This window comes from Candidatus Nitrososphaera evergladensis SR1, assembly GCF_000730285.1.
In the GTDB taxonomy this organism is placed as follows: Archaea; Thermoproteota; Nitrososphaeria; order Nitrososphaerales; family Nitrososphaeraceae; genus Nitrososphaera; species Nitrososphaera evergladensis.
This window is the reverse complement of sequence record NZ_CP007174.1, coordinates 2519147-2544001: the sequence shown is the minus strand read 5'-3', so window position 1 is coordinate 2544001 and position 24855 is coordinate 2519147. Positions and strand designations below refer to the sequence as shown.

Sequence of the window (24855 nt, the reverse complement as noted above, 5' to 3'; positions counted from 1 at the left end):
GAGGCTTTTCTACCTCTATTAAACCTACACCGCTTTCATGCGCTTGAAAGAATAGATGCCAAAGAGCCCCAGTGCGCCAGTGTACGCCGTCAGTATCGCAAAGTCAAGCGCCGGGTTTGCCGAGCCTACGCCAAGCATCGTCCCGCGCATTGCGCTCACGCCGTACGTGGCAGGGTCGATGGCTGTGAGCACCGACAGCCACGCCGGCAGGTTGTCAAGGGGAAACAATGCGCCGGACAAAAAGAACAGCGGAAACACCACGAAACTGACTATCATCTGGAACCCTTCCAGGCTGTACATGTAGCTTCCAAGAGCAAGCCCAAGAGAGGTGAGGCCAAACGACATCAGCATGATGACTGCGACTGCCTGCACCACCGAAAGCGGCGTCAGCGGTATCCCGATTGCAGCTCCGATGGCAAGCAGTATGAGCGCTTGCACAAGCGAGTTTGTCATGCCGCCAAGCGTCTTGCCGACAAACACCGCGCCCCTGCTAACCGGCGCCACCATCACGCTCTTTAAAAAGTCGAACTTGCGGTCCCAGATGATGTACGAGCCGTAAAACACCGACGTGAATATTATGGACATGCTGACTATTCCCGGAAAAATGAACTGCTGGTAGTCAAGGCTTGGCGCGGCGCTGACCGTAGTGGCAGAGCCTATCCCGGAGCCGATGACAAAAAGCCACAGAATCGGCGTGAACGTTGACGCCACAAGCCTGCTTTTTTCCCGCAAGAACACCTTGAACTCGCGCAGCCATATCGCGTACACTTTGGCAACGTGGGTTTGCACTTCTTCAATCATCATACTGGGCGTACCTCTCCATGAATCCGCCTTCTGCCTGCTCTTTGATGTTTCTGCCAGTCAGGTGTATGAAAACGTCGTTCAGGGTAGGGCTTGAAAACTCGGCCTGCTCTGCCTCGATTTTCTGCAGCAACACCGGAAGGCTGCGCTTGGCGTCTCTGACAGACAGCACCAGCAGGCCGTCGACAAACTCGGCTTTTTGCACAAAGTCAAGCTTGCTTGCAATCACGTCAGCGTCTTTAGCCTTTGTCTTGATCTTGATGATGTCGCCTCCAAGCGCCGCCTTTAATCTTGCAGGCGTGTCCAGCGCCACTATCTTGCCCCTGTCAATAACCCCTATTCTGTCGCAGAGCATGTCGGCCTCCTCCATATAGTGCGTGGTAAGTATGATAGTCACTTTTTCTTCTTCTACCAGCCGGCGCACGTACTTCCACATAGTCTCCCTGCTTGCCGGGTCAAGCCCAAGCGTAGGCTCGTCAAGGAACATCACGCGTGGCTTGTGCAACAGCCCTCTGGCTATCTCCAGCCTGCGCCTCATGCCTCCCGAGTACGTCTTTACCCTGTCGTTTTTTCTCTCCGACAGGCCGACGAGCTCCAGCACCTCATCTATCCTCTTTTTCCTGATGTCGCGAGGAACGCTGTACAAAAGCGAGTGAACGTACAAATTTTCATAGCCTGTCAGCATGTCGTCGCTGCTTGGCGCCTGAAACACGATGCCGATGCTTTCGCGCACCTTGGACGGCTGCCTTACAATGTCGTAGCCGTTGACGGTGGCAGTGCCCGACGTGGGCTTTAGCAGCGTGGCAAGCATGTGTATTGTAGTCGTCTTGCCCGCGCCGTTTGAGCCTAAAAGCCCGAATATCTCGTTCTCCTCGATGTCAAGCGTCAGGTTGTCCACGGCCACGAGGTTGTTGCCGTAGCGCTTGGTGAGGCTCTTTAACTTTATCATTGTGTGTTAGACGCGCGTACAGTCACACGCAATCGGCTATTATACCTTAGAAAAATAAGAATGTAAAAAAGATGTATGTATGTGCGGCTTTTATCCGCCAATCTTGAACATCTTGGTGCCGCACTTGGGACAGATGCCCTGTGTGGCCGGCTTGCCGTTCTTCATGGTAATCTTTTTTGGGTCCTTCATTTCGCGCTTGGCTTTGCACTTCACGCAGTATGCTTCCATAAGGGCGGGTACGGGGGTGGGGTAAAAGAGTTTTTCCACTACCCGCTCTCGGGGACCAGCCAGTCGGTCAAGGCGTCAAGCTCCTCGCAGTTTATCGTGACGCGGATGGGCCCAAGGGGCGATTCCTGCTCGTCCTCGATTACCGCCGCTATTCCCGCACTTGCCGCCTGCTTGTTGAGCAAAAACCACGTGCTGGTGCCCGCGCGGTTGTCAAGGAGCATCCTCCTCAGCACGCCCATTGCAGACCTAGAGCGTACCTGCTCGTATATGGTGGATAACGGCTCGCTTCCTGCCGCCCTGCCGATTACGCGGCTGCCGTAGCGGAACTCTGGCGAGCACCTTTCAATGACGTTTTCGATGGCGCCGATGACCTTCTGCGGGTCCTCAGACGGGTTCACGACCGCCTCAACCTTTACCTCGATGGGCGACGACACGCGGGGCTTTCTCATCTTGCCTCAGCAGCCGCCTCTGCAAGCCATCCTTTCACTATTGCATACGCTTTTTCCTTCAGCTGGTCTATTGTTATTTCGTTGTTTGAAAGCGTCTCGTCGGCAAGCGCTATTGCCTCGCTTATTCCAACCGACAGCTCGCGCTTGTCCCTTCCTGCAAACTCGTCCTGGTTTGTGGGCGCGTCCGACCTGCCCCTCTCCGTCAAATGCTTAAAGCGCGTATCCTGAGACGCGTGTATCGCAAGCAGCCTGACCTCACCTACTTTTTTCAATACCTCGACTTCGGGGATGCTCCGTATGCCGTCTATTACAAGGTTGTTCTTGTTGCCGTCCCTTTCAAGCTTTTTCAGTATCAGGTGCGCGACTGCGCCCTGGCCGAGTTCCTTTCTCAGTTTCAGCATCATGCTGCCTAGGTTTGCATCTGTAGGCTCTAGCTTCTGCCTCTTGGCCTCCTCACGTACCGCGTCGCCCATGGTTATCACGGAAAATCCTTTTTCCTTCAGGTACGACGCCACGGTGGACTTGCCGGCACCCGGCATCCCCGTAAGGCAGACTATTAGTCTCTTCTTTTTGTCTGGCAATTAAGTATGACGTTATGTGTGCCGGCCAGCTGGTTTATCATTATTCCGCTGACATAGGCGGCGAAATGGCCTTTATAGCTTGTACGACACCGAAAAAATGGCTCAAGTGCGAGGATATTTGAAGTTGTTATGAATTTACTTGGATAGGGTCTTGCAATCTTATGGTAATGCCTTATTGAATAGCACTTCCTTCATCTTCTTTATCATGTCCTTGCTGACAGGTCTATCTGTGTCATTCTCGAATATATCCCCTTCAAGCTTCTCTTTGAAGTCTGAAAAATCAAACACCGTATTGTAGAAAATGACCCCGCTAACCTGCCTGCCGGCGTTGTCTGTGGATATGCCGTCTGCCTCCCTAAAGGATTCACTCTTTACAACTTTGCTCGTTTCTTTATCGAGATACATCCTCACCTTCAAGCTTCCATATAACGTATCTGCGATCTCCATATCGTCAATACCAGACCTTCCGCGGTTTATAGCAAGGAATATGGGTGCATCTGTATTCTTGGCAATCTCTGGTATCTGTTCTTTCAGCTTATTCTTTATCTGGCTCTTGGTTCGATTTCCCGCCTGAGTGAGCACGCCCCTGAGATATTTCGACTCTAGAGACATGTCTGGGTTCACCACCTCAATTATGATCTCCTTACCTTCTATGATTGTCCTACAACCTGCAATCTTCTTACCTACTTTGAATTGTATCTCGGCTGGATAAGCTGCTCTGAGGTGTGCTGCTAGAACAAGCTCTCCTACTGTTTGATAGATCTGGTCGGGATTGATCAGGCTGTCGCGCACTGCCTTCAATCGTGGTAGAGGATCTTTCATAAAGATGGCAATGGATCTGTCTATGTGTTCAAGGACGGCGTAAGGTTGGAGCTTTAACCTGATGGCCATCAATACAGACCACTTGCGCAATTGGTCGTCTTTGTACTTCTCGAGCTCTTCAAAAAGCTGTTTTATTTCCTCCTCTTTGGGGTTTGCTTTGGCAAGAAGCCATATCAAAGGTTGGCTCGTATCCTTCTTTGACGCTCTTTCTTCAAACCACTTGCGCCCTACTAGACGTTCAATATTTTTGTATTGAGCCACATTTGATAACACTGCAGAAAAGTCTATCTCCTTCTTATCAGCCGTAGCTCTCTCTAGGATCGCAAGTGTAAGCAAGGTCTTGTCATCTTTGTTTATTTTTATGGTTGAAGGGTCAACCCCTCTGGCGATAGCCATTCTACATACTAGCTCATGGCATCTCTCTACAAATGTGGAATCATGCTGTGGATTTTTATGCATTTCAGAGAGCGCCTTTCCCGCAACTTCATCAAATACTGTGAGTCCGCCTTCAGTGGATACATCTATCTTGTACAGAATATTTAAAAGTCTAGTCTTGTCGCCTTTCTCGAAAATATCCCATATCAGCTTGGGTAAGTCGAACTTGAGAATAAGCTCATCCTTCTCTTCTGTTATCCATTTGAGCAAATATGCATCAACGCGTTCTGGCGCCCAACCCGTGCTGATTTTGTTCCTGAGGGACTCGGTATTGAACCAGCGCCTAATTATTTCAAGACATTCAACTGGATAGTCTTCGGCAACTGAACCCATAGTTATACCTAAGCTCTTCAGTACAGCAATATCTTCAGACTCTGAAAGCAACTTTACTAGTTCGAGACATAAGCTCTTGTTCCTTTTTTGCAAGATTAATCCGTTCCATCCGATTCTTATCTTGTCATTTTGTTGGCCGTTCGATGCGAGCTCTACTAATCTATTCCTGACATCTATATCATCGATTCCCGCGCTGAGCATAAAGTGGATGGCTGTTTCTCGTATCCCAGCGTCAACGGAATCAGACTGTTCGATCACATAGTCTATCGAAGATTTCTTGATGCTGACTTCATAGCTCAGGTACCTCAGTGCCTCTATGTACGCAGTTTTTATTTCTGGCCGCTGGTCAGAAAAGTCCAACATAGAATAGAACTTGGTTAGATCGTTCTTGCCGATGCCAAACAGAATTTGCGCTAGTGGTATAGACCTGCTTTTTGAATCGTTCTTCAAGATCTTGTCATATAGATTAAGGGCCTGAACAGGATCATGTTTGTAAGCGTCAGCGAGCTTGCTTACAGAAGAATGGTAATTCTTTGATGACAGGTGGAGAATAAGATCTACAAAGTCATCTCCATCAGAAAAGACTTCCATAATGTGATTCTGCATAAAGCTATGATCATATAGGAAATCTTCCGTTATTGCCTTGAAAAGCTGTATCTTTTGCTCTCTATTGACTATTCCCTTATGCACAAGAAATGCCGTAATCTCATCATCGTTGTAAAGCCTTCTATCTTCGATCTCCTGAACAATACTATCAATACCGATAAGGCTCACGCTAGCGGTATGATAACTTCAGGATATAACCGCAACGAGGTCTCTTGCGGGTTTACCAAGATAATGAGCATAATAAAAAAACTCATGCGGGGTAGACGAACCTTGTCTATAGTGTAATTCCTACCACTCCCTCTCCTCAGGGTGCTTCTGATGTTAAATAATAGATCGTATGCCAAAGCAGATGCGATGATGCGTAACTACAAGTTTCGACTCTATCCAACACGGGAAGTAGAACAGAAACTTGTGGAAACACTGGAAATCAATAGGGTTGTCTACAACTATTTTGTAAGCAGTAACCTCAGGTCGCGTAATGATATGAATTATGCTTTGACAGAGCTGAAAGAACGACAGCCCATTCTGAGGAAATATCATTCAAAGATGCTACAGATGGTCAGCACAAAGGTTGCAGCTGCTTGGCGTGCCCTTGAAGTATTGGAAGAACACGGCCGAAGAACAGGCAGTTTGAAGTTTTGCAAGCCGGGCAAATGCAATTCATTCACTTACAACCAATCGGGATTCAGAATTGAGAATGACAAGCTGTGGTTATTAAAAATCGGCAGCATTAAAATAGTGTTGCATAGGCAACCGACCAAAGTCAAACAGGTTATGGTTGTCAGACAGGCGAGAAAGTGGTATGCAGTAGTTACGTGCGAAATTGCAAAATCAATATTCAGATTCGTTGACACGCGCAAGTCTATAGGTATTGATGTAGGTATCACCAAGTTCGCATATGATAGTGACGATCATGAAATAGATAATCCTCTGTTCCTCTCAAAGATGATTCGGCCGCTCAGAAGGGCACAGCGGAAGGTATCGCGGAGGAAGAGAGGTTCCAATAATAGAAAGAAAGCTAAATCGTGGGTAGCACATCTGTATCAACGAATAGCTAACAAGCGTCATGACTTCCTACACAAGCTCTCAACCGAATATGCAAGCAAGTACGACCTAATATTCCTAGAACGCCTGCGCATATCGAATATGGTAAAGAACCACCATGTTGCACGCCACATCATGGATTCAGGATGGGGTACGTTCAAGACAATGCTTGAGTACAAAGCCAAGATGGTTGTTGGTGTGGGGCCGGCGTACACTTCAATCAATTGCTCAAAGTGCGGTAATACTGTGCCAAAGACACTTGCAGTCAGACTTCATAGATGTAACAAATGTGGCTTAACTCTAGATCGCGACTACAATGCAAGCCTGAACATCTTGAATGAAGGTCTGACGACTCTACCGCAGGGATTGCGGGAATTTACGCCTGTGGAAATTGCGCCTCTACTCGCCAGCGTTGGCGTGCAAGCGCGGTCGCTGAAGCAGGAAGCCTCACTCTTTAAAGCGCAGGCAATTCACTCCGCTGAAAGGTCCCAGTAGTTGGCTTCCTTGAACTCGTCCTTGGGCTTGCCGAGCGACTTCCATTCCTTGAACGACTTTGGATACAGCTTGACGTTGTTGTAGCCGGCAAGCTTTAGCGCATAGTATGCAAGGCCCGACAGCGTGCCGACGCTTCCGCAGTACGTAATTATCTCTGAATCTGGCGCGATGCCGCGGTTTTCTATCATGCGCTTTAGCTCGTCTGCCTTTCTCAGTATGTTGCCGTTTGCGCCAAGCATCGTGTAGGGGATGTTCCTTGCGGTGGGGATGTGTTCAGTCAGAAAGTTCAGGCGCTCCCGGGAATCGACCAGCAGCTTGCCCTGCTGCGACTGCGCGGCCTCGACGTACTGCGCGTCTGCGTAAATGTCCCTGTTTATTGCAAGCGGGTGCTTTGAGGGAGGATACTTGTTGGGCTTTGTCTCTGTCTCGAGGCCAAGCTCCTTCCACTGCCCAAACGTCATTTCCAAGAGCGCCGTGTTTGTGTGGCCGACGTACTGGAACGTCCATGCCACTCTGGCGGCGAGCGCGCCAAACGTGTCGTCGTATATCACCACGGGCATCTTTTCGGTGATGCCAAACTCCTCCAGCAGTTGCACGACGCGCTCGGGCTTGTCGTCCTCAAGCAGGCGCGCAAGCGGCAGTGAAACCGCGGTAGGGATGTGGCCGGCGGCATAGTCGTCTGCCTTGCGGACGTCGACTACGCGCACTGATTTTTTGCGCACAAGGGTGCGGAGCGTGTCAGCATCGCACACTATGGGCAGCTGGACAAATTCCTGTTTTTTTGTTGTTGTTGCCACAGCAGCAGGCTTGGCCTTTTTTACGACGGCTTTGGGCTTTGGCTTTGCCTTGACTTTGGCCTTTGCTGCTACTACCTTTTTTCTCAAGCCGCGCATTCTCCCCTTGCCGTCTTGGCAGTGAACTTGGCGTCGCTGCCATAGTCGCGGTAGGCGTCAGGGTCTTGCTCGATTGCGGGGAGCTGGATGACCGGTACGAGCGCGTTCTTGATGTCTTCAAGGCTCTTTATGGCGCCGGTTCCTTGGCCCTTTACCACCTTTACGACCCACTGGTGGAGCGTCTCGCCCTGTACGCGCTCTGACCTGTACATCTCGATTATCTTTAGTATCGCGTCAATGACGCGCTTTGCCGGCACGCGCATCACCGACCTTCCAAGCTCGCCCTGCTCGCCTGCGCTTCCTCCAAACAGCATTGTGTAGGTTGGCGACATGGCGTTTCCAATCCTTGAGGCGCCGCCGAAAAAGCCGATTGTGGCTATTTCATGCTGGCCGCACGAGTTGGGGCAGCCGCTTATCTTTATCGTGGCGTCGCGCAGGTCGTCGTCGGTGTCAAGCCCAAGCTCCAGGAACTTGCGCTGGACCTCCTTTGCCAGCCTGTGCGAGTTGGTGATCGCAAGGTTGCACGATGTCGTGCCAGAGCAGCCTACGGAAGATGCAATGGTGAGTGCGCCTGGGTTTGCAAGGCCTGCCGTTGCAAGCCTGTTGTAAAAGTCGCGAAGGTCCGTGCCGCGCACGTATCGTATCGCAAAGTTCTGCTGGGGCGTGTTCCTTGCCGCGCCCTCTGCAGAAAAGTCGCGTATCGCAGACGCAAGGACGCGCAGCTGGCTTGCGGTGATGTCGCCTGCGCCCAGCGTCACAAACACCGTAAAGTAGCCCTCCTGCTTTTGAGGCACCGTGTTGGAATGCAGCCAGCGCTCAAACGCCGGGCCGTCCTTTGTCACCTTGTCAAACATTGGCAGCTTTGCCATGCGGGAAGAAGGCGCCTTTGGAAGCTGGCGCTTGTCCTCCTGCGACTTGACGTCGTACATGGAAGCAGTGGCAAGCGAGGTCGTCATCTCGACTGCCGTGCGCTCCTTCAGCACCATCTTTTGGAATTTCTCCCAGCCTGTCTCGTGCACCAAGTAGCGCATCCTGTTTCTGGCCATGTTCTCGCGGTTTCCGTGCCTGTCAAACAGCCTGACTGTCGCCATGCACGTGGCAAGGACGCGGTCTTCCGGGGTGAAATCTTCAAGTGCGTGGCCGATGAACGACGCGGCGCCAAGCCCCCCGCCAAGGTATATCCTGAACCCCCTGACCTTTGCGCCATTTTCTCCTTCCTTTACTGTGGGCACGAGGCCAATGTCTGCGACTTTAACCAGGCCGTGCTTTTCGCAGCAGCCAAAGTTGATCTTGAACTTGCGCGGAAGGTTCTGGCACATCGGGTTTCTCAAAAAGAACCTTGCAATCGCCATAGCGTACGGAGTGGCGTCAAACGCCTCGTCCGGACACACGCCTGCAAAGTGGCTGCACATGACGTTTCTGACGGTGTTGCCGCATGCCTCCCTCGTGGTCAATCCTGCTTCTACCAGGCCGCGCATCACTTCGCTCACGTCTTCCAATTGCACCCAGTGCAGCTGGATGTTCTGGCGGGTCGAGACGTGCGCCGAGCCTATCGAGAACGCCTCTGAGAGGCTTGCTATCTTTTCAACCTGCTCTGCGGTTATCTCTCCTGACGGAACCTTTATCCTTACCATGCTGTAATCGGCGTGCAGGCGCGATCCGTAGGCGCCGTGCTGCAGCCTGAAACGGCGAAAATCGTCTTCACTAATCTTGCCTTGTCTGAAAAGCTTGACCTTTTTTGCGAAAAACTCTGTCTCCTCCTCCCTGCCCCATCTAGGGTTGGGCTTTGGGGGCGAGATACCTTTCTGCTTGGAGTTGGCGGCTGTTGTAGTAGCCACTCTGGACTTGCTCATTATCTCTGCATGAAATGGTCGTTTTAAATCATATATTTTTTGTGGATAAGGGAATAATTGGTAGCCGCGCCTGAGATTGGCGGCAATAATGCGTCATCTGTGTGCATGCGCGTACTCACAAGCCTTAATACCGCCTGGGGACAACTGTGACGCATGGCAAAGGTCAGCCCGATACCAAAGGGGTACCGCACGATAACACCCTCTATAATTGTCAAGAACGGCACGCAGGCGATCGAGTTTTACAAAAAGGCGTTTGGCGCCAAGGAAGGCGGCCGCTTCTATATGCCGGACGGCAAGACCATAGCACATGCGGAACTAAAGATAGGTGACTCTCGTTTTACGCTGGTTGATGAGATGCCAGAGATGAAAGCCTTCTCGCCGCAGTCCGTGGGCGGGCCGAGCGGCAGCATATGGCTGTACGTAAAGAACGTAGACAAGCTTTTTGACCAGGCCGTGAGGGCAGGCGCCACTGCTACCATGCCTGTCATGGATATGTTCTGGGGCGACAGGGCGGGCCAGCTTGTCGACCCGTCTGGGCACGTCTGGTGGGTTGCAACCCGCAAGAAAAACCTCACAAAGAAGCAGATGGAGAAGGCCGGCGCAGAGTTCTTTGCGTCCCAGCAGCAGAAGCAACAATAATAGCACAAGCTTAAAATCACCTATCGGCAGGCTTGACTGTGGATAATAAATGGGCAAGCGAACACTAGTGCGCCGCCGAGGCCGCGGAGGCAAGCAGTTCCGCGCGATCATAGTCGGCAAGATAGCACCAGCAAAATATCCCAATTTCAAGCTAGAAGAGAATCACAAAGGTACGGTAGTTGACATTGTTCACGAGAGGGGGCGCGATGCGCCGCTGGCAAAGGTATCCTTTGACGATGGCCGCCACTCGTACGTCCCGGCGCCAGAGGGCACCATAGTCGGAAGCACCATACAGGTCGGCCAGGGCTCGCCGGCAACCAAGGGCAACATCCTTGCCCTCGAATCGGTCCCGGACGGGACGCTTGTATGCAACATTGAAAAGAACGCCGGCGACGGAGGCAAGCTGATAAAGGCTGCCGGCTCGGGCGCCATCGTCTTTGCGCACGGCACGGAGGGAGTCACGATCAAGTTCCCGTCTGGCAAGTTCCTGACGCTAAACGCAAAATGCCGGGCAATGATTGGAACCATCGCAGGCGCAGGCAGGAAGGAAAAGCCATTTTTGAAGGCCGGAAACAGGGCAAAGTACATGCAGGCCCACGGCAGGCTGTACCCGACGGTCAGGGGCATTGCGCAGGCAGCCGTCTACCACCCGCACGGAGGTGGAAGGCACCAGCACATTGGCCGCCAGTCGTCGGTGTCGAGGAACACGCCGCCAGGACGCAAGGTGGGCAACATCGCGCCGAAAAAGACCGGCCGCGGCAGGATAAAAGAAGTCCCACAAAAGGCGTAAAGCCTTCACTTTTTCCCTCCTTTTCCTTTTCTTATTCAAAAAACCTAATATTCCGTCCCAAGTTTAAGAGTGTGTAAAATATGAGAGCCGAGCAGTTTTCCAAGAACGTACTTGCACTGAACCCCAAGATCCGTTTTGCCGGAATAGTTGAAAAGTCTGGCCACCTTTACGCCGGCGTCAGGAGGGAAGACGCGCCCGCACGCCTTTCGGATAGGAGCAACGAGATAAGCCTGTCGCAGTCTGCGTACATCATAGACCTGCGCAAGATATTCTCAAAAGAGCTGGGCACTCTGCAATCCGTCGTCTACAATTATGACACTGTGAGGCTCGTCAGCATGCCCATCAAGGACCACATACTGGTGTTCTCTACAGAAGCCGACGTCAGCCTCGACGAGCTGACCGGCAAGGTGCAGCAATATGTAAAGTCAGTGGAGGGCGAATTGTCGCTCTACCCACCTGCAAACATCGTCAACGCGGAAAAGAAAGAAGCGCTGCGCAACCTGCTTGAATCCGGGATATCAGAAGATCTCGTGGCCGAGCAGCTGGACCTTGACGTCAACACCGTAAAGGCGCTTGCGCAGGAAATGAAGATCAGCCTATAGTCTTGAACTTTTCAAGCGACTTCCACAGGTACCAGGTGGCGACGCTCCTGTAGGGCCGCCACGGCCTGGCAATCTTTTCCATCCTTTCCGGCGACGGCAGTTTCCGCAGAAAATACGCCTTTTGCACGGCCTTTTGCGGGCCAAGGTCGCCCACTGGGAGCACGTCGGGCCTGCCGAGGCAAAAGATCAAAAACATCTCTGCCGTCCACCTGCCTATCCCCCTGACCGTGGTCAACTGCTCTATGACCAGCTCGTCTTCCATTGCGGCAAGCGATGCGAGGTCCAGCCTGCCGCCGGACACGTCTGCTGCAAGTCCTTTCACATACTCTGTCTTTCTGCCGGAAAGCCCTATTGCCCGCAGCTGCGCTTCAGGAGTGGCGGCAAGCCTGACCGGCGAGGGGAACCTTCCTCTGTACAGCCCCAGAAACCGCGCGTGGATGGCGTCAGCCGCGCTGCCGGCAAGCTGCTGGTACATTATGGAGCGCACAAGCGACTGGAACGGGTCGCCGCCGGTTGCTATCGTGTAGCTGCCGACTGATGTGATTATGCTGCCGAGGCGCTCGTCAACGCCTGAGAGGTGGTGCAAAATTGCGTCCATATCCTAATCATCAGCCGTAGAACGGTTCCTTTGGAAGCGCGGCCTGCTGCTCACTGCGTATCCTTTTCAGGGTCTTTTCCATGCCCTCCGCCTCTTTCAGCAGTGCCGGCACGTCACACGAGGCACCCGGCGCAAGCTTGGCAAGCGCTTCTGCAACGGCGGCGCCTGCCCTAAAGTCGGGCATGTCGCGCACCACCTTTACCATGAGCACAATCACGTCATAGTTGCGCCAGGCGCCTTCGTTGAGCAGTATCGCCGGTATGCCAGAGACAGAGCCGTTCATGACAGGCGGGATGCCTGCCTCTGCCGCTCTTTTGAGCGCGGCCGGCGTGCTCCCTACCGCAAACACCGGCGGGCTTTCCTTTGTGCCCTCACCTTCCTCGTACGGGATTCCAGCCGCGCTGATGATGAGGTCGCAGTTGCTGTCAAGGGCCCACTCGATCATCATGTTGGCTACTGGCCGGAACATAGAAGGGTCGAGGTTCAGCTCTGATACAAACATTGCCAGCTTTAGATCCTCGTTTGCGTAGACCCGCGCTGGAAAGTTGGGCATGGCGTTTTTGATTATCGAAAGAGGCGGAAACGCCGACGAGTCAATGACCGCCACAAATTCTGTCTTGAGCGAATGTATCAGGCACTCTGAGGCGATGGCATTTGCAAGGCCGACGCTTGGAAAGCCGTCAACCACTATTCCGCCCTTTAGGTTCACGTTTTTCAGCTTGCGTATGTCGATTTCAGGCACAGCCAACGGCGCTGCTACGCAGCTTGAGTTAAAAAATATAGCTTGCCTATATAGTAGTTAGGCAAAAGCAACAAGCGCCAGGATTGCGTCGAAATTTTCACGCGTCTGGTCGCGCTTGTATTTTTTGAGTGCGCCTATTGCGGCTTCTCTGTCAACCCGCAGGACTTGCGCAAGAGTGCTTGCGACGGCGCCGGACACGAGAAGCGACTGGCCGGCGGCAGAGACGTTTGACGGCTTGCGTTCCGTGCTTGCACTTTCAAAGTCGATGATGATGGTGGTGGCCTTTGTGTCATTGTCGACTATGATGTGCCTGTCGACATGGGAGAGCTCGCCGTGGTCAAGCCCTGCCCTGTCAAGCGCGTAGCATTGCTCAAGGGCAGACCTTGCTACTGCAGACGCCTGCTTGATGTCAATTAATTTTTTGCCCTGCGCCCATTCAGCTATCGTCGTGCCTTCTGCAAACTCCATCAGCATGAAATTGTCCGAATAACCGACAAGCTCCGGGCCCACGCCGGCGCCGTTTGCAATCCTGTGGTATTTCACCTCGTCGTGCATGGTAGGCCTGTTGGCGTCGGTTCTTCTGATCTTGAGCGCGCATGTCCTTCCGTGCGCCTTTGCCCTTACCACGAGCCCGACACAGCCCTTGCCTGCGATGCTTGTGCCCCCTATCACCGTCCTACCTCCTGCAAAAACCGCAGTCACGCCAAGGCCCTTTAGCTCTGCAAGGCGCGACGCATATTCTTCATCGCTCCCGCGAGGGTACGTCAGTATCTTGGCAAGCTCGGGCGAGCCAAGAACGAGCTCACTTGAAGAAGAAAATGAGATTCTCTGTCGAGACAAGTTCGTCAACGGCCTCTTTCACCAGACCTGGAAATCTCCTCCGCCCGCTTGCACTATAAACCTTGACCCTGCCTGTTATCATGTCCCTTGCAATCCCGTTTGCTTCTGGCGGCCTGCCAAGCAGCGTCTTTACAAGCTGTCCTGCGTCGGTGGCCTTTCTTTCTACTATTGCTGATACTCTCATCTCCCTGTCAGCCCACATTGCAAGCGACCTTGCAGCCATCACAAAGCTCTCCATGTCTTTTGCCCTTGCGATCTCGGGTCCCTTGCGCATCATGTACTCTGGCAGTGCAAGCGATTCAAGCAGGAACGCAAACGCGCCGCTCTTTTTCTCGTCGGTGTTGCAAGTCGTCCTGAAAACCGTAAAGCCTGCAAGCTCTAGCTGCTTGGCAACCGAGTTGGCGCTGCGCTTCAGCTGACCCCATATCGTGTCGGGGCTGCGCTCCCTGTGCGAAAACTCTACCACCAGCACGTTTCTGTACAGCTTTTTGTTGACGCTTGGCTTTTGCCTTGCAAAGAATTTTTCAGAAGGATTGTGCAAAAATGCCCTTGCGGCAAGCGCAAATCTGCCGACGCTCTCTGGCGATATCGCAGTCCCAAGGTTGCGCCTTGGGTCAATCGGGTCGATTATCACAAGCGGGCTTGAAAACCCCTTTGAAATGTCTGCGTCATAGTCGCCGACCGAAACGACCTGCCCCTGCCTGAATTCCGCGGCTGCCGCAAGCGCGCCTTCAAGCGAGCCGTATTTCGCTATCAGCACCTCAGAGACATAGCCGGAAAAGCCGCCGGTGGATATCTCGGCACCGTAGATACCTGTTGATTTTAGGAATTTTTTCAAGAGCCTGACCTGCTCTTTCTTGGCTACGTCAAGCGTTTCCATAATGTACTGCGTGTGAAAAGGCGACCTGTCAGCCGCGCTCTTCCACTGGCCCCTTTGCACGTCGTAGCAGGGAACGACGTTTATCCTGATGCCCCTGACTGTCGCCTCGACGTACGGGTGGTCCGAGTAGCGCAGCTTGGGCTTGTATTTCCTTAGAGCTTGCCTGCCTATCTCGACTCCCAGCTTTTCAAACCTCTCCTCGCTGACAGAAGGGTCGACCTTGAGGAAAATGTCAATGTCTGCATCGCCGTGGAGCCACGTTCCCTTGGCAAACGAGCCGCCAAAAATGATCTCCCTTACTTCTGAAGAAGTTGCCTTGCTCTTTTGCTCCACGAGCTTTTTTGCCTCCTCTGCGACCGCGGTTATCCTCTTTTCTTCCGCGGCCGTCGGGTTGCACAGTGCGAGTGCCTTTGCAAGGACGCCTTCGATGGTGTTATCTGTCAAGCTCCCTTTTCCTCTGCGGCGCTGACGGTATAAATGTTCGAGTACGTCGGCCCAGAAGGGGCAAGCTCGCTTTTCTTCAGGTACACCCTGTCGACAATGCTCGTGCCAAAGGTCTTGCCTGCGTATTTTGCCGTGTCGACTGCAACGTGCCTATTCTTTGCCCGGAAAATCGTAAGGTGTGGCGAAAACGGCTTGTCCGGCACAAAGCCTGCTTCTGCCGTCTTTGCGACGACCTGCCCTGCAAGCTCCTGAAGCATGGCCGACCCTTCTGGGTCAAGCCCGACCCAGACGATCCTTGCGTTTGACGCCTTTGGGAATGCACCCACGCCTGTGTACGTGATGGGAAAAGGCTCAAACCTTACTTTTGCAAGCTTTTCCTTGACCTTTTCTGCCTGCTGGCCGGTTATCTCGCCAAGGAATATCAGCGTGAAATGAAAATTGTTTTGCTCCACCGGCTTGACTTCTCTTGCGCTCCACCCGGAAAAAGACATCATCTCTTGCTGGAGTTCTGCTATCTCGGTCCCCGGAGCATCAACTGCGACAAAAGCCCGCACAATTCCTGTCCGACAAGTTTGTTTATAATATTTTTTGCTGCCGCCTGCCTGCAATCGATTAAATAATTGCGCGTGCGATGTTGTCGCGTGGCCGGCGCGGACAGCTTTGCGGTGGAGCGGGGCAAGGGCGAAAAGGCGGTAGCCTGGATGAACGAGTACGCAAAAAAGAACAACATCAAGTTCGAGGCCAAACTAAAAGAGGGCCACACGATGTCGACCGTCAAGTTCGGCGGCTTTGAATTCATCTCTTGGAAGGGCGAGTGGCCGGCCGCGCGCAACATCATCAAGAGGGCAAGCGGCAAGCTGGGCGTCAAGACCCTGGAATCCGGCTACCACGAAAAGAAAGACCTCCTTGCGTCGATGTTTGGCTCCAGCTCCGAGTTTGCCAAGGTCTATTCAAACGGCAACCTCGTGGGGCAGCTAGAGATGTCGCTAAAGGGAGGCAAGTGGGTCGTCAAGAACGAAGTATTCTCATGACTTTTTCTTGTTACTGTTGGCAAAGTAGATCTTTTTCATTTCCTGCACCCACTTGTCTTTTTTGGCATAGATCTCTTTTTGCTTCCTTGGCTTGCATACAGAGAGCGCATAAGAGCAGAGCAGCGGGAAATACACGGACGAGTCGCCGTACACGATGACGTTTCCCCGGTGCGACGTCTTGATCTTGCCCCAGCTCTTGCCCTCCTGCAGGGTCGCGCCGGAAAGGCCGCCTGTGTCCGGCCTTGCGTCCGTCATCTGGATCAAATAGTCCTGCCCTCCCTCCTTTATCTTTAGTATCTGGTACAGCGCCGGCCCTGTCTGCTGGAAAAAGTTTTTCGGCACGCCTCCGCCAAGCTCCAGCCCGCCGGATCTCTTGCTCTTCCAGAGAATCGCCGCAGATTCTGCGACGTCAAGTATCGTGTTTGGGAAAACGCCCTTGCCCTCAAGCAAGAGCGGGAGCATGTTGAGCCCAATTGACGAGTCGCCTATTGCCGGCATGTAGACAGGAACATTGTGCTCGTACGCCTTTACCAGAAATGACTTGTCAGAGTATTTCGCGTTCTCTTTTGCGGCCTTGCCAAGCGCGTAGGCAATGTCTGCCGTGGACGCATTCTTTGGTATTTCGTCCGACCTTTCTGCAATGTCCTTCTGGACCAAGAGGTCTTGCGCCTGCAGAGTCTCCATCTCCTTGATGTACACGTCGTAAATGCGAACAATCTGCTTTGCATAGAGCACGTCGTCGTCGACGTCAAAGTGGCCCTGCTTTACCGGCAGGCCGTATGCAAAGTGCAGGTCGTGGTACACGTTTGCGCCCGTCGCCACAATCCAGTCTATGAACCCAGCTTCTATCATCTTTGATATCGTCTTGCCCATGCCTATCGGCGTCATGGCGCCGGCAAGTGTCAGGCAGACGGTGGAGCCGGTGTCTATCATGTCCTGCAGTATCTCGGCAGCCTCTGCAAGCCTCCTTGCATTGTAGCCTGTCGAGCCGTAGAACTTTATCAAATCCGGAACTGTCATGTTTGGAGAAACCGTCGGTGGGTCTATCTTGCGTCCGGAAAAAGTGTGTCTTGAATCATCACCATTGTCATGGTTGTGGCCGTTGTGGTCGTGCACCCCTTAGCTAGAAGGGCACCTGAATTTAAAAAATTCTGTTGTACGTGGCTGTATCATCCTCTACTTGTTTTTCCATTTCAAAAACTTCGTCAAAGCTCCTTGGCTTTTTGTCCTTGAACACGTCAGCGTAAAGAAAAACTCTTGTCAGATGGATTTCACGTATTAAATTTCTAGGTCTGGAGGTTGGGTGAATTTCTTTTTTTCTAAATATGCAGGACATTATTTTTATTATAGCGCGCCCTGTACGGCGCTGTAAAATGGCCAGCAAGACAAAAAAGAGCAGAGACGACCTTCTGCACAGCGCAGTAAAGGATCATGCTATTTCCAAGGATTCTGACGTGAACTCGATATTTACAAGCATGGCAAGCTCGGGCGGCTTCGAGTCGCGCAACCTCTCTGACGGAGTAGACATCCTGAAGAGGATGATAGTTGACGAGCCGCAGTGCACCAAGTTTCTGTCATTTGTTGCCGCGCTGATGTCCACCGGAGCTCGCGGAATCGTCCGGGACATGCTAAAGAACAGGATGTTTGACGTGGTCATCACGACGTGTGGCGCACTTGACCACGACATCGCAAGGTCGTACGACAAGTACTACGCAGGCGACTTTCGCATGGACGACACGACGCTCTTGAAGAAAAAAGTCCACCGCCTTGGAAACGTGCTCGTGCCAATGACCGCGTACGGCCCGCTCATCGAAGAAAAGGTGCAGGAATGCCTGAGCGGCATGTACAAGGCAGGCCACCGCGACGTGTCGACCTATGAAATCGCCGATTACATCGGGAGCACGCTTGACGAGTCGTCGTTTCTGTACTGGGCCCACAAGAACAAGATACCCGTCATAGTCCCGGGCATAGTCGACGGCGCGGTCGGGAGCCAGATATGGCTGTTCAACCAGCAGCACAAGGATTTCAAGCTCAACCTGCTAAAGGATGAGACAAAGCTTTCAGACATGGTGTTTGACGCCAAGAAATCCGGCGCATTCATGATAGGGGGCGGGATATCAAAGCACCACACGCTCTGGTGGAATCAGTACCGCGGGGGACTCGACTACGCTGTCTACATCACGACAGCGCCGGAATGGGATGGGAGCCTGTCGGGCGCGCTGGTGGCCGAGGCGATATCGTGGGGCAAGGTCACGACAAAGGCAAGGCAGACGACCATCCACGGCGAGGCTTCGACGCTCTTGCCGTTCATCTACGCGGCGATTGCGGCTGCAGCAGCTGCACGCCGCTAGCTTTACGCGCCATAAAACGCGCTTGACCTGACGATAAGGCCGTCTTTGCTGTCTGAAAACTGGAACTTTTCCACCACGAGCGTTTTCTGGCCGTTCAGCAAAGAGCTGTACTCGAAAAAGCACTCGTTATTGTCATTATTTATCGCAAAGGCTACCGGGGTGAAATGCAGCTCGTGGTGCTTTTGCAGCGCAAGCGACCAGTACTTTTCAAGCTCTTTTTTGCCCTTTACCCTGCCCTCGCTTTTTTCCGGCATTACCACCTTGATCTTGGGGCTTGCAAACTCGACATCGTCAGAATACATGGCAAGGACTGCGGCAAGGTCGCGGCTGTTCCAAGCCCTGACCCACCTGTCAATGTGCTCTTGTACAAACTCTTTTGAAATTCCCAATGCCAACATTTTTTTGCAAAAGAACTGTATTAAACATTGTTAGTGGTGCCGGAAACGATTATTATTGCGGCTTGCAAACCAGCAAGCACACTATTTGGAACTGGAGGAAAAAGACGTACTGCGACACTCACTTGCCGCCGGCAGGCAGGCCGCAAAACTGCTAAAGGACAACTTTGGTGACTCGGCCACTTATGACGTTTCAATAAAGCACGACCGCTCGCTTGTGACAAGGGTGGATGGCGAGTCGCAGGCGCTCATAATGTCGTATCTGAAAGGGCAGTTTCCAGACATCCCCTTTGTGGCGGAGGAGCAGGACAGGCAGGTCAACGCCGGCGTGAAAAAGGACGGCTATTACTTTGTCATAGACCCGCTTGACGGCACCGCAAGCTTTGTGATCGGGATTCCGTTCTTTTGCACGTCCATTGCGCTCTGCAAGGGCACGCAGACACTGGCCGGCGTCCTTGTCGACCCAAACCACAACGAAGAGTTTACCGCAGTCTTGGGCGGGGGCGCGTTTTTAAACGGTAACAGGATGTCTGTCACAAAGAGGCGCAACATTGAAGAGCTGTACCTGAACGTGAACCACACCAAGTTCGACCAGAACAGGTTTGAGCGCATCAACGCAAACATCTTGAAAAAGATAAGGCGCTTTCACAAGCTTGGGAGCCTGTGCCTTGAAGTCGCGTACGTCGCCTCTGGGCGGCTTGACGGCACGATAAACAACGACCTGTCGATGTGGGACATTGCGGCAGCCGGCCTGATACTTGAGGAGGCAGGCGGCAGGTGGACGCTCCTTGACGGAAGCAAGCCGGCGTTTCCCGTATTTGAAAAGCTGGACATCGTGGCCACGAACGGAATAATCCACTATGACCTTTTGAGGGCGCTCTAGCGGGGCACTATTTTCACGGAAATTATCCTTGCGTCATCAGGGTTTGCGATATGGTCGCTGACCCTTTGGTCGCTTCCGCCGACGGTGGGCAGGTTTGATATCTTGTCCACGACGTCCATTCCTTCTATCACGCGCCCAAAGGCGGTGTACTGGCCGTCAAGAGCCGCCCTTATCTGCTCGTTGTTGTCAAGTACGACAAAGAACTGCGAGCCGGCGCTGTTTGGGTCGTCGGCTGTCCTTGCCATCGACAGTATGCCCCTGGTGTGAGGGATGTCGGTAAACTCTGCGTCTATTGTATACCCCGGCCCGCCGGTTCCCCACCGGTTCCTGTCTGCAGTCGCATTCTTGGTCAGCGGGTCTCCGCCCTGTATCACAAAGCCGGGAATGAGTCTGTGGAACGCCGTCCCGTCGTAAAAGCCCTCGTTGGCAAGCTTGATAAAGTTGTCAACTGTTTTCGGGGCCGCCTTTGGGAAGAACTCTGCCTTTATCATGCCCTGCGTGGTATTTATCTCGGCTATCTGCGGGCCCGGCGTCATGTCTGCCAGCGTTGTGTTTGTAGGGCTGTACGGGTCGCGCGTGGGGTGCGGCACATAGTCCTTGTTGACCTTGTATATCATGACGCCTGTCACGATCCTGCTGCTGTTGTCGTAAAAGCTGGGCGACGCGTACGCCAGGTGGAATGGCAGGTTGGGGTCGCCATCAGCAGGATACTTTACATTCTTTGTGTAAAGCTGCACCGTGCCCGGCTGATAAGTCGGCCGGGGAGGGCTTATGCCTGTCGGAGTGAACGAAACATAAGATCCCGGCTCGTACGGTATGAGCTTGCCAAGGAGCGTGTTAGTCCAGAACGCCGGCTTGGGCGTAAAGCCGTCGCTTTCTATGTATTTTGCAGTGTCAAAGCCACCGATCCTCATTATCCAGTTCTTTTTGCTCTCCTCTCCGCCCTGCCCGAGGGTGTACACCGGCACGGATATGCCGGTAGCGTTCTGCGTGCCTGTAAACTGGTGCTGGCCGACAACATAGACTACGACATAGTCCGCCTTCAGGTCCTGGGCTATCTTTATGCCCGACTGTTCGTCGCCGGAGAACATCTTGGCTATCGACTCGATGCGGGTCTGGTTGATGGTCGCATTGTCGGCAATCGTTGTGCGGTTGCCAAGCGTAGTTATCCAGTAGCCATAGTCCCACCATGACGCAATGACCGCGTCTTTCTCTGTGTGCTCTGATATCCACTTGGTCGCATCAAGCCAGTCCGTGCTCGTGGTCCTGAAAACCGTGCCTCCGTTTCCAATGGCGGTAGGCACGTTGACGGCGTCTACCCAGTTGGAGTTTGGAGGGTAAAACACGGGGATGAGCAGCATGGCTATTACAATGCCTACGTAGACCATCCTGAATGCTGTTCCCGTCGGCTGTTTTGCCAACGCTTCCTTGCGCTTGCCCTTTTGCGGGCCGCTGGCCTGCGCTTCTCTTGTTTCAAGGATGCTCCTTGTTATCTCAAAGAGGCCGATGCTGGCAAGCACGATGATGCCTATTGACGCAAACACGAGCAGGCGTGCAAACGTGGCGCTAACATAGACGCCAGTGATGCCGATGATAAGCGCAAACACTGCCGCGTCGTTGCGCCTCTGAAAAGCCATCCACGCGCCAAAGCCTGCAAACATCAGCAGGATGGAAAAGTCGACGAAATAGTCTGCTATTGTAGGAGTGAGGTGCTCTGCCACCGACTCGACCAGCGCGTTCTGCGATGAAATGCCTGGAAAGATTGCATTTATGTATCTAAAGCTGGGCGAGATGTATGAGCCTGTAGCTATCAGGCCCAACCCGCCGGCTATGAAGGCGATGAGCAGAAACGCCATGTTGCGCTGCCTTGTGCGCTCGTTGTCCTTGCTCAGCTTGCTGACAAAGTTGGCCGCAACTAGGAAAACCGTGGAGCCTATCATGGCGATGCCGGGCAATCCTGCAATGAACGACATTCCCGGCCTTGGGAACGCTGCTGCAGAAATGAGCGTAAATACCGTAAAGGCGACTGCCACGTACATCGGTATCGTCAGGTCGCGCCTGAAGAACGGGAGCGCAAGGAAGAACAGGGCTATTGGTATGCTGAAGTACTGTATTCCACCCCATGACGCGTTTGCAAGGCCAAGGAGCAGGCCGCCAAGCACCGCCTTTGGTATGGCGTACTTGATCTCTTTGTGCCTGATGGCAGAGATGAACAGGTACGCGGCCAAAAGGCCAAAGAACAGGCCAAGGGGCTCCGACTTGAACCAGCCGAGGTTGCCCCTGAGGATGATTGGCGGGCTGAGCGCAAACAAGAGCGACGCAAAGAGCCCCGCGGTGGTGCCTGCAAGGACGCGCACAAGCGCAAAGACAACAATGACAGTGAGCGAGCCGATTACGACTGGAAACATTATGGTAAAGTCCATGAGCGATCCGCCGCCTCCAAACATGGAGTACATTATCGCGGCAGTCACGTGCAGCCCGGACTGCGAGCTGGCAGGGATGTTGCGCCCTTCCGGATACCATGACATGGTGTCGTGCCACTTCCAGTATGCGTCAAGGCCGTTGTCGAGGATGTACTTCGTGGCCCTGTAGTCAAAGTACGGATCAAACTCGTTGAGGTACGCGCCGTACTTTATCGGGTACGACCTCATTATGACTGCTATTGAAAAGGCCATCGCAAGGACGGCTATGATTAGAAGGTGCTTTGTCTGGAACTCAAAAGAGCCAACGCTGAACAGCGACTTGCCTCCCTGCAACATATTATTGCCGTTTGTGGAGCCTTTACCTCTTTTTTAAGGTACTGTCGGCCTTATTCGCGCTCCAATATCTCCACAGGGCAGGCCCTGACGAGCTCTTTAAAGCGCGCCGCGTCCTTTTCAGAGCCGACTATTGACGCATAGTGCATCGGAATGGCAAGCATTTTCGGCTTTATCTTCTCGTTGACTGCCTTTGCAGCCTCGTCTGCCGTCATGACGTACGTGCCAGAGACCGGCACGAGCGCAATGTCGGGCTGCACCTGCGACATCTCTTGTATGTCGTCAGTGTCGCCAGAGTGGTAGACGCGCATGCCATTCAGCGTTATCACGTAGCCGACCTTCTTGTCGCCCTTTGGATGGAACTTTTTGTTGGTGTTGTACGCGGCAACTGCCTCAACCTGCACGCCCTGCACGGTCACCCTGTCGCCCGGCGCCACCGCTTTGACCGCAAGCCCAAGCGGCTTTAGCTGCTCTGCGCATTCCTTGGCGGCGACTAGCTCTGTTTTCTTGCCAACAACCTGTTTCAGGTCGTCCATGCTCAGGTGGTCATAGTGGTTATGGGTTATCATGACAATGTCAGCGTCGTTTTTCCCATGCTGAGCCTTGGTCATCTCGTACGGGTCCACATAGATGGTCTTGCCGCCGGCGACAATCCTAAAGCCGTCATGGCCAAGCCAGTGGAACTTTATCCCCTTGTAATCGAGCATGGAAGAATCTCGTCTGAAATTTATTTAAGTTTTCTTTAGCCGAGGTTTGGGTTTGCCACCACAAGCCTGTCGCGGCTCAATGTTAATACAAGCACCTCGTTTGCGATAAGGCGCCTGCGCAGGTTGGTGTCGATGGTCGCCACCGCGCACTTGTTCTCCGTCGCGTACTCGACTATTGCGTCGTCTACGTGCGCGGCCTTTGGAATCTGCACCTGCCTGAATTTTGCATTGATGACTTCAAGTGCCGTCTTGGCCATCATGGCGCGCTTGGGCCCCGCCTTTTCTGCAAGCCTCCTTAATTCGCCAACCACAATTTCCGGCACGATAAAGTCAAGCCGGCCAAACTCGTGCTCTATCCTGTCAATGTATTTTATCGGCTTTTCCACGAGGACCATGAGGAAACTTGTGTCACAGAGGACCTGCATGGTGTATTCTAGACCGCTATCCCTGACCCGATCAGGCGCCACCTTTCTGCGATCCTGCGGCTGATGGCGACCCTGCTCTTTGGCATCAGGCACACCGGCTTTTTCAGTTTCACTTCCATCTTGCCGTCGCGAACGCTGGTAACGGTGCCAACCGCGGCTGCGGTGCCGATGTTGAGCCTCAGCGGCTCTTTTGCCTTTATCGGCTCGACCTTGACCATGTCCTGCGTGCCAACTGCCGTGTCAAAGAGGTGCGTCTCTACAGTCACGTCTTCCACGTCCTTTGGAAGCGTCCCCGGCTTGCCAATGACAGAGCCTATCAGAGAATCGCTCTTTGTGTACGTCGGGTCAAGTTTCGTCCCGATTGCGACAAGGCCGCCAGGCTTGACGTTCTCCACAAGGCCGGCGCCGGTGCCAAGCGTGGAAATTACAGAAGTTATCGGCTCGTACCTGTTTTTCTTTTCGTCCACCAGTCCCGGCCTTATCTCTATCTCGTCGCCGACAGAAAACTCGCCCTGTACCAGGGCGCCTCCCAGGATTCCGCCCTTGACCTGCTTTATCGGCGCGCCCGGCTTGTTGATGTCAAACGAGCGCAGCGCGTGCATTATCGGAGGCACGTCCTTGAGCCTCTTTGGAGTCTTGATGTTGGTTTCAATGGCCTCGATGAGCGCGTCGATGTTGAGCCGGTGCTGCGCAGACACGGGAACGATGGGCGCCTTGTCGGCGATGCTCCCCTTTACAAAGTCCTTTATCTGCTTGTAGTTGTCCATCGCCTCCTCGTACGTAGTGAGGTCGGCCTTGTTCTGCACGAGGACGAGCTGCTGTATTCCCAGAACTGAAAGCGCAAGAAGGTGCTCGCGGGTCTGCGGCTGCGGAACCTTTTCGTTTGCCGCCATCACCAGGATGGCGCCGTCCATGAGGGCGGCGCCGGAAAGCATGTTTGCCATCAAAGACTCGTGGCCGGGCGAGTCGACAAAACTCACGACGCGCAAAAGCTCTGCCTTGCCGCCGCACCCTTCGCAGGTCGGCTGCGTCCCGTAGCACTGCGGTGGCTCGCACCCAGTGCATTTGTAAAACGCCGCGTCTGCATAACCAACTTTAATCGTAATGCCGCGCCTGAGCTCCTCGCTGTGGGCGCTCGTCCAAACGCCTGTGATGGCTTCAACAAGCGTTGTCTTGCCGTGGTCCACGTGGCCCGACGTGCCAATGTTAACGCTGGGCTGGTATCCAAATTCCTTGATGTACCAGTCCGGCAGTGTCTCTTTCCAGTGCAATTGATATCTACC

At 53.3% G+C, this 24855-nt stretch carries 27 protein-coding genes; 7 read left to right on the top strand and 20 right to left on the bottom strand.

Features of this window, described 5'->3' with window-relative positions:
* Positions 1–24: 24 nt before the first annotated feature.
* From NTE_RS13870 to NTE_RS13850, 6 genes are all read right to left on the bottom strand, one after another.
* Positions 25–804 (bottom strand): ABC transporter permease, encoded by a 780-nt coding sequence (locus NTE_RS13870; protein WP_148701558.1) that lies wholly within the window; start codon positions 802–804, stop codon positions 25–27.
* Positions 794–1750, bottom strand: a complete 957-nt coding sequence (locus NTE_RS13865) for an ATP-binding cassette domain-containing protein (protein WP_148701557.1) — start codon at positions 1748–1750, stop codon at positions 794–796. The genes NTE_RS13870 and NTE_RS13865 overlap by 11 nt, the downstream gene beginning before the upstream one ends.
* A gap of 90 nt (positions 1751–1840) precedes the next feature.
* The gene (locus NTE_RS17200; RefSeq protein ID WP_226987284.1) at positions 1841–1978 is read right to left on the bottom strand and encodes a DUF5679 domain-containing protein; all 138 of its coding nucleotides are present in this window, start codon (positions 1976–1978) and stop codon (positions 1841–1843) included.
* A gap of 38 nt (positions 1979–2016) precedes the next feature.
* The gene (locus NTE_RS13860) at positions 2017–2427 is read right to left on the bottom strand and encodes an RNA-binding domain-containing protein (RefSeq protein WP_148701556.1); all 411 of its coding nucleotides are present in this window, start codon (positions 2425–2427) and stop codon (positions 2017–2019) included.
* Positions 2424–3008, bottom strand: a complete 585-nt coding sequence (locus NTE_RS13855; RefSeq protein WP_226987033.1) for a nucleoside monophosphate kinase — start codon at positions 3006–3008, stop codon at positions 2424–2426. The genes NTE_RS13860 and NTE_RS13855 overlap by 4 nt, the downstream gene beginning before the upstream one ends.
* Before the next feature lie 159 nt (positions 3009–3167).
* On the bottom strand, positions 3168–5372 hold the full coding sequence (locus NTE_RS13850; protein ID WP_148701555.1) for a hypothetical protein: 2205 nt from the start codon (positions 5370–5372) through the stop codon (positions 3168–3170).
* A gap of 189 nt (positions 5373–5561) precedes the next feature.
* Here NTE_RS13850 and NTE_RS13845 point away from each other — a divergent pair, with 189 nt between their 5' ends.
* Complete coding sequence (locus NTE_RS13845; protein WP_226987283.1) at positions 5562–6743, top strand: RNA-guided endonuclease InsQ/TnpB family protein; 1182 nt, start codon at positions 5562–5564, stop codon at positions 6741–6743.
* Here NTE_RS13845 and NTE_RS13840 read toward each other — a convergent pair.
* Positions 6719–7504: a sulfurtransferase gene (locus NTE_RS13840; RefSeq protein WP_420835312.1), complete on the bottom strand. Its 786-nt coding sequence runs from the start codon at positions 7502–7504 to the stop codon at positions 6719–6721. The genes NTE_RS13845 and NTE_RS13840 overlap by 25 nt on opposite strands.
* 119 nt (positions 7505–7623) lie before the next feature.
* The gene (locus NTE_RS13835) at positions 7624–9489 is read right to left on the bottom strand and encodes a nitrite/sulfite reductase (RefSeq protein ID WP_148701552.1); all 1866 of its coding nucleotides are present in this window, start codon (positions 9487–9489) and stop codon (positions 7624–7626) included.
* A gap of 153 nt (positions 9490–9642) precedes the next feature.
* Here NTE_RS13835 and NTE_RS13830 point away from each other — a divergent pair, with 153 nt between their 5' ends.
* The 3 genes from NTE_RS13830 (at position 9643) to NTE_RS13820 (ending at position 11520) form a co-directional block, all read left to right on the top strand.
* Positions 9643–10128 (top strand): VOC family protein, encoded by a 486-nt coding sequence (locus tag NTE_RS13830; RefSeq protein ID WP_148701551.1) that lies wholly within the window; start codon positions 9643–9645, stop codon positions 10126–10128.
* A gap of 49 nt (positions 10129–10177) precedes the next feature.
* Positions 10178–10918 carry a 50S ribosomal protein L2 gene (locus tag NTE_RS13825; RefSeq protein WP_148701550.1) on the top strand — a complete coding sequence of 247 codons (741 nt, stop codon included), beginning with the start codon at positions 10178–10180 and terminating at the stop codon, positions 10916–10918.
* A gap of 80 nt (positions 10919–10998) precedes the next feature.
* A complete protein-coding gene (locus NTE_RS13820) occupies positions 10999–11520 on the top strand; it encodes a DUF6659 family protein (RefSeq protein WP_148701549.1) in 522 nt (173 codons plus the stop codon).
* Here the strand turns inward: NTE_RS13820 and NTE_RS13815 are convergent.
* The 5 genes from NTE_RS13815 to thpR are packed head-to-tail and all read right to left on the bottom strand — an operon-like array spanning position 11510 to position 15578.
* Complete coding sequence (locus NTE_RS13815; RefSeq protein ID WP_148701548.1) at positions 11510–12118, bottom strand: DNA-3-methyladenine glycosylase family protein; 609 nt, start codon at positions 12116–12118, stop codon at positions 11510–11512. The genes NTE_RS13820 and NTE_RS13815 overlap by 11 nt on opposite strands.
* 10 nt (positions 12119–12128) lie before the next feature.
* Complete coding sequence (locus NTE_RS13810; protein WP_226987282.1) at positions 12129–12860, bottom strand: proteasome assembly chaperone family protein; 732 nt, start codon at positions 12858–12860, stop codon at positions 12129–12131.
* A gap of 57 nt (positions 12861–12917) precedes the next feature.
* Positions 12918–13700, bottom strand: coding sequence for a serine/threonine protein kinase (locus NTE_RS13805; protein ID WP_148701546.1), 783 nt, complete (start codon positions 13698–13700; stop codon positions 12918–12920).
* Positions 13663–15024, bottom strand: coding sequence for a CCA tRNA nucleotidyltransferase (gene cca / locus NTE_RS13800; RefSeq protein ID WP_158385597.1), 1362 nt, complete (start codon positions 15022–15024; stop codon positions 13663–13665). Before cca ends, NTE_RS13805 begins: the two co-directional genes overlap by 38 nt.
* A complete protein-coding gene (gene thpR / locus NTE_RS13795) occupies positions 15021–15578 on the bottom strand; it encodes an RNA 2',3'-cyclic phosphodiesterase (protein WP_158385595.1) in 558 nt (185 codons plus the stop codon). The genes cca and thpR overlap by 4 nt, the downstream gene beginning before the upstream one ends.
* 87 nt (positions 15579–15665) lie before the next feature.
* Between thpR and NTE_RS13790 the strand changes: the two genes are divergently transcribed.
* A complete protein-coding gene (locus tag NTE_RS13790) occupies positions 15666–16055 on the top strand; it encodes a hypothetical protein (RefSeq protein WP_148701543.1) in 390 nt (129 codons plus the stop codon).
* Here NTE_RS13790 and NTE_RS13785 read toward each other — a convergent pair.
* Together NTE_RS13785 and NTE_RS17195 are read right to left on the bottom strand one after the other, a co-directional pair.
* On the bottom strand, positions 16050–17171 hold the full coding sequence (locus NTE_RS13785; protein WP_148701542.1) for a homospermidine biosynthesis protein: 1122 nt from the start codon (positions 17169–17171) through the stop codon (positions 16050–16052). The two genes, NTE_RS13790 and NTE_RS13785, sit on opposite strands and share 6 nt — an antisense overlap.
* Positions 17172–17196: 25 nt before the next feature.
* Entirely contained in the window at positions 17197–17391 is a 195-nt protein-coding gene (locus NTE_RS17195) for a hypothetical protein (RefSeq protein WP_226987031.1), read from the bottom strand.
* A gap of 37 nt (positions 17392–17428) precedes the next feature.
* Between NTE_RS17195 and NTE_RS13780 the strand changes: the two genes are divergently transcribed.
* The gene (locus tag NTE_RS13780; RefSeq protein WP_148701541.1) at positions 17429–18406 is read left to right on the top strand and encodes a deoxyhypusine synthase; all 978 of its coding nucleotides are present in this window, start codon (positions 17429–17431) and stop codon (positions 18404–18406) included.
* Between the two features lie 2 nt (positions 18407–18408).
* On the opposite strand, the gene NTE_RS13775 is transcribed toward NTE_RS13780, so the two are convergent.
* Positions 18409–18795: a nuclear transport factor 2 family protein gene (locus NTE_RS13775; protein ID WP_158385593.1), complete on the bottom strand. Its 387-nt coding sequence runs from the start codon at positions 18793–18795 to the stop codon at positions 18409–18411.
* A 64-nt stretch (positions 18796–18859) separates the two neighbouring features.
* On the opposite strand from NTE_RS13775, the gene NTE_RS13770 reads away from it, so the two are divergent.
* Positions 18860–19684 carry an inositol monophosphatase family protein gene (locus tag NTE_RS13770; RefSeq protein ID WP_148701539.1) on the top strand — a complete coding sequence of 275 codons (825 nt, stop codon included), beginning with the start codon at positions 18860–18862 and terminating at the stop codon, positions 19682–19684.
* Here the strand turns inward: NTE_RS13770 and NTE_RS13765 are convergent.
* Genes NTE_RS13765 through NTE_RS13750 form a run of 4 tightly spaced genes read right to left on the bottom strand, consistent with a single transcriptional unit; the run spans position 19681 to position 24843 of the window.
* Positions 19681–22443 carry a peptidylprolyl isomerase gene (locus NTE_RS13765; RefSeq protein ID WP_148701538.1) on the bottom strand — a complete coding sequence of 921 codons (2763 nt, stop codon included), beginning with the start codon at positions 22441–22443 and terminating at the stop codon, positions 19681–19683. The two genes, NTE_RS13770 and NTE_RS13765, sit on opposite strands and share 4 nt — an antisense overlap.
* A 50-nt stretch (positions 22444–22493) precedes the next feature.
* Complete coding sequence (locus tag NTE_RS13760) at positions 22494–23147, bottom strand: MBL fold metallo-hydrolase (protein ID WP_148701537.1); 654 nt, start codon at positions 23145–23147, stop codon at positions 22494–22496.
* Between the two features lie 35 nt (positions 23148–23182).
* Positions 23183–23614 (bottom strand): PIN domain-containing protein, encoded by a 432-nt coding sequence (locus NTE_RS13755; RefSeq protein ID WP_148701536.1) that lies wholly within the window; start codon positions 23612–23614, stop codon positions 23183–23185.
* A complete protein-coding gene (locus NTE_RS13750; protein ID WP_148701535.1) occupies positions 23581–24843 on the bottom strand; it encodes a translation initiation factor IF-2 subunit gamma in 1263 nt (420 codons plus the stop codon). The genes NTE_RS13755 and NTE_RS13750 overlap by 34 nt, the downstream gene beginning before the upstream one ends.
* Between the last annotated feature and the right edge of the window lie 12 nt (positions 24844–24855).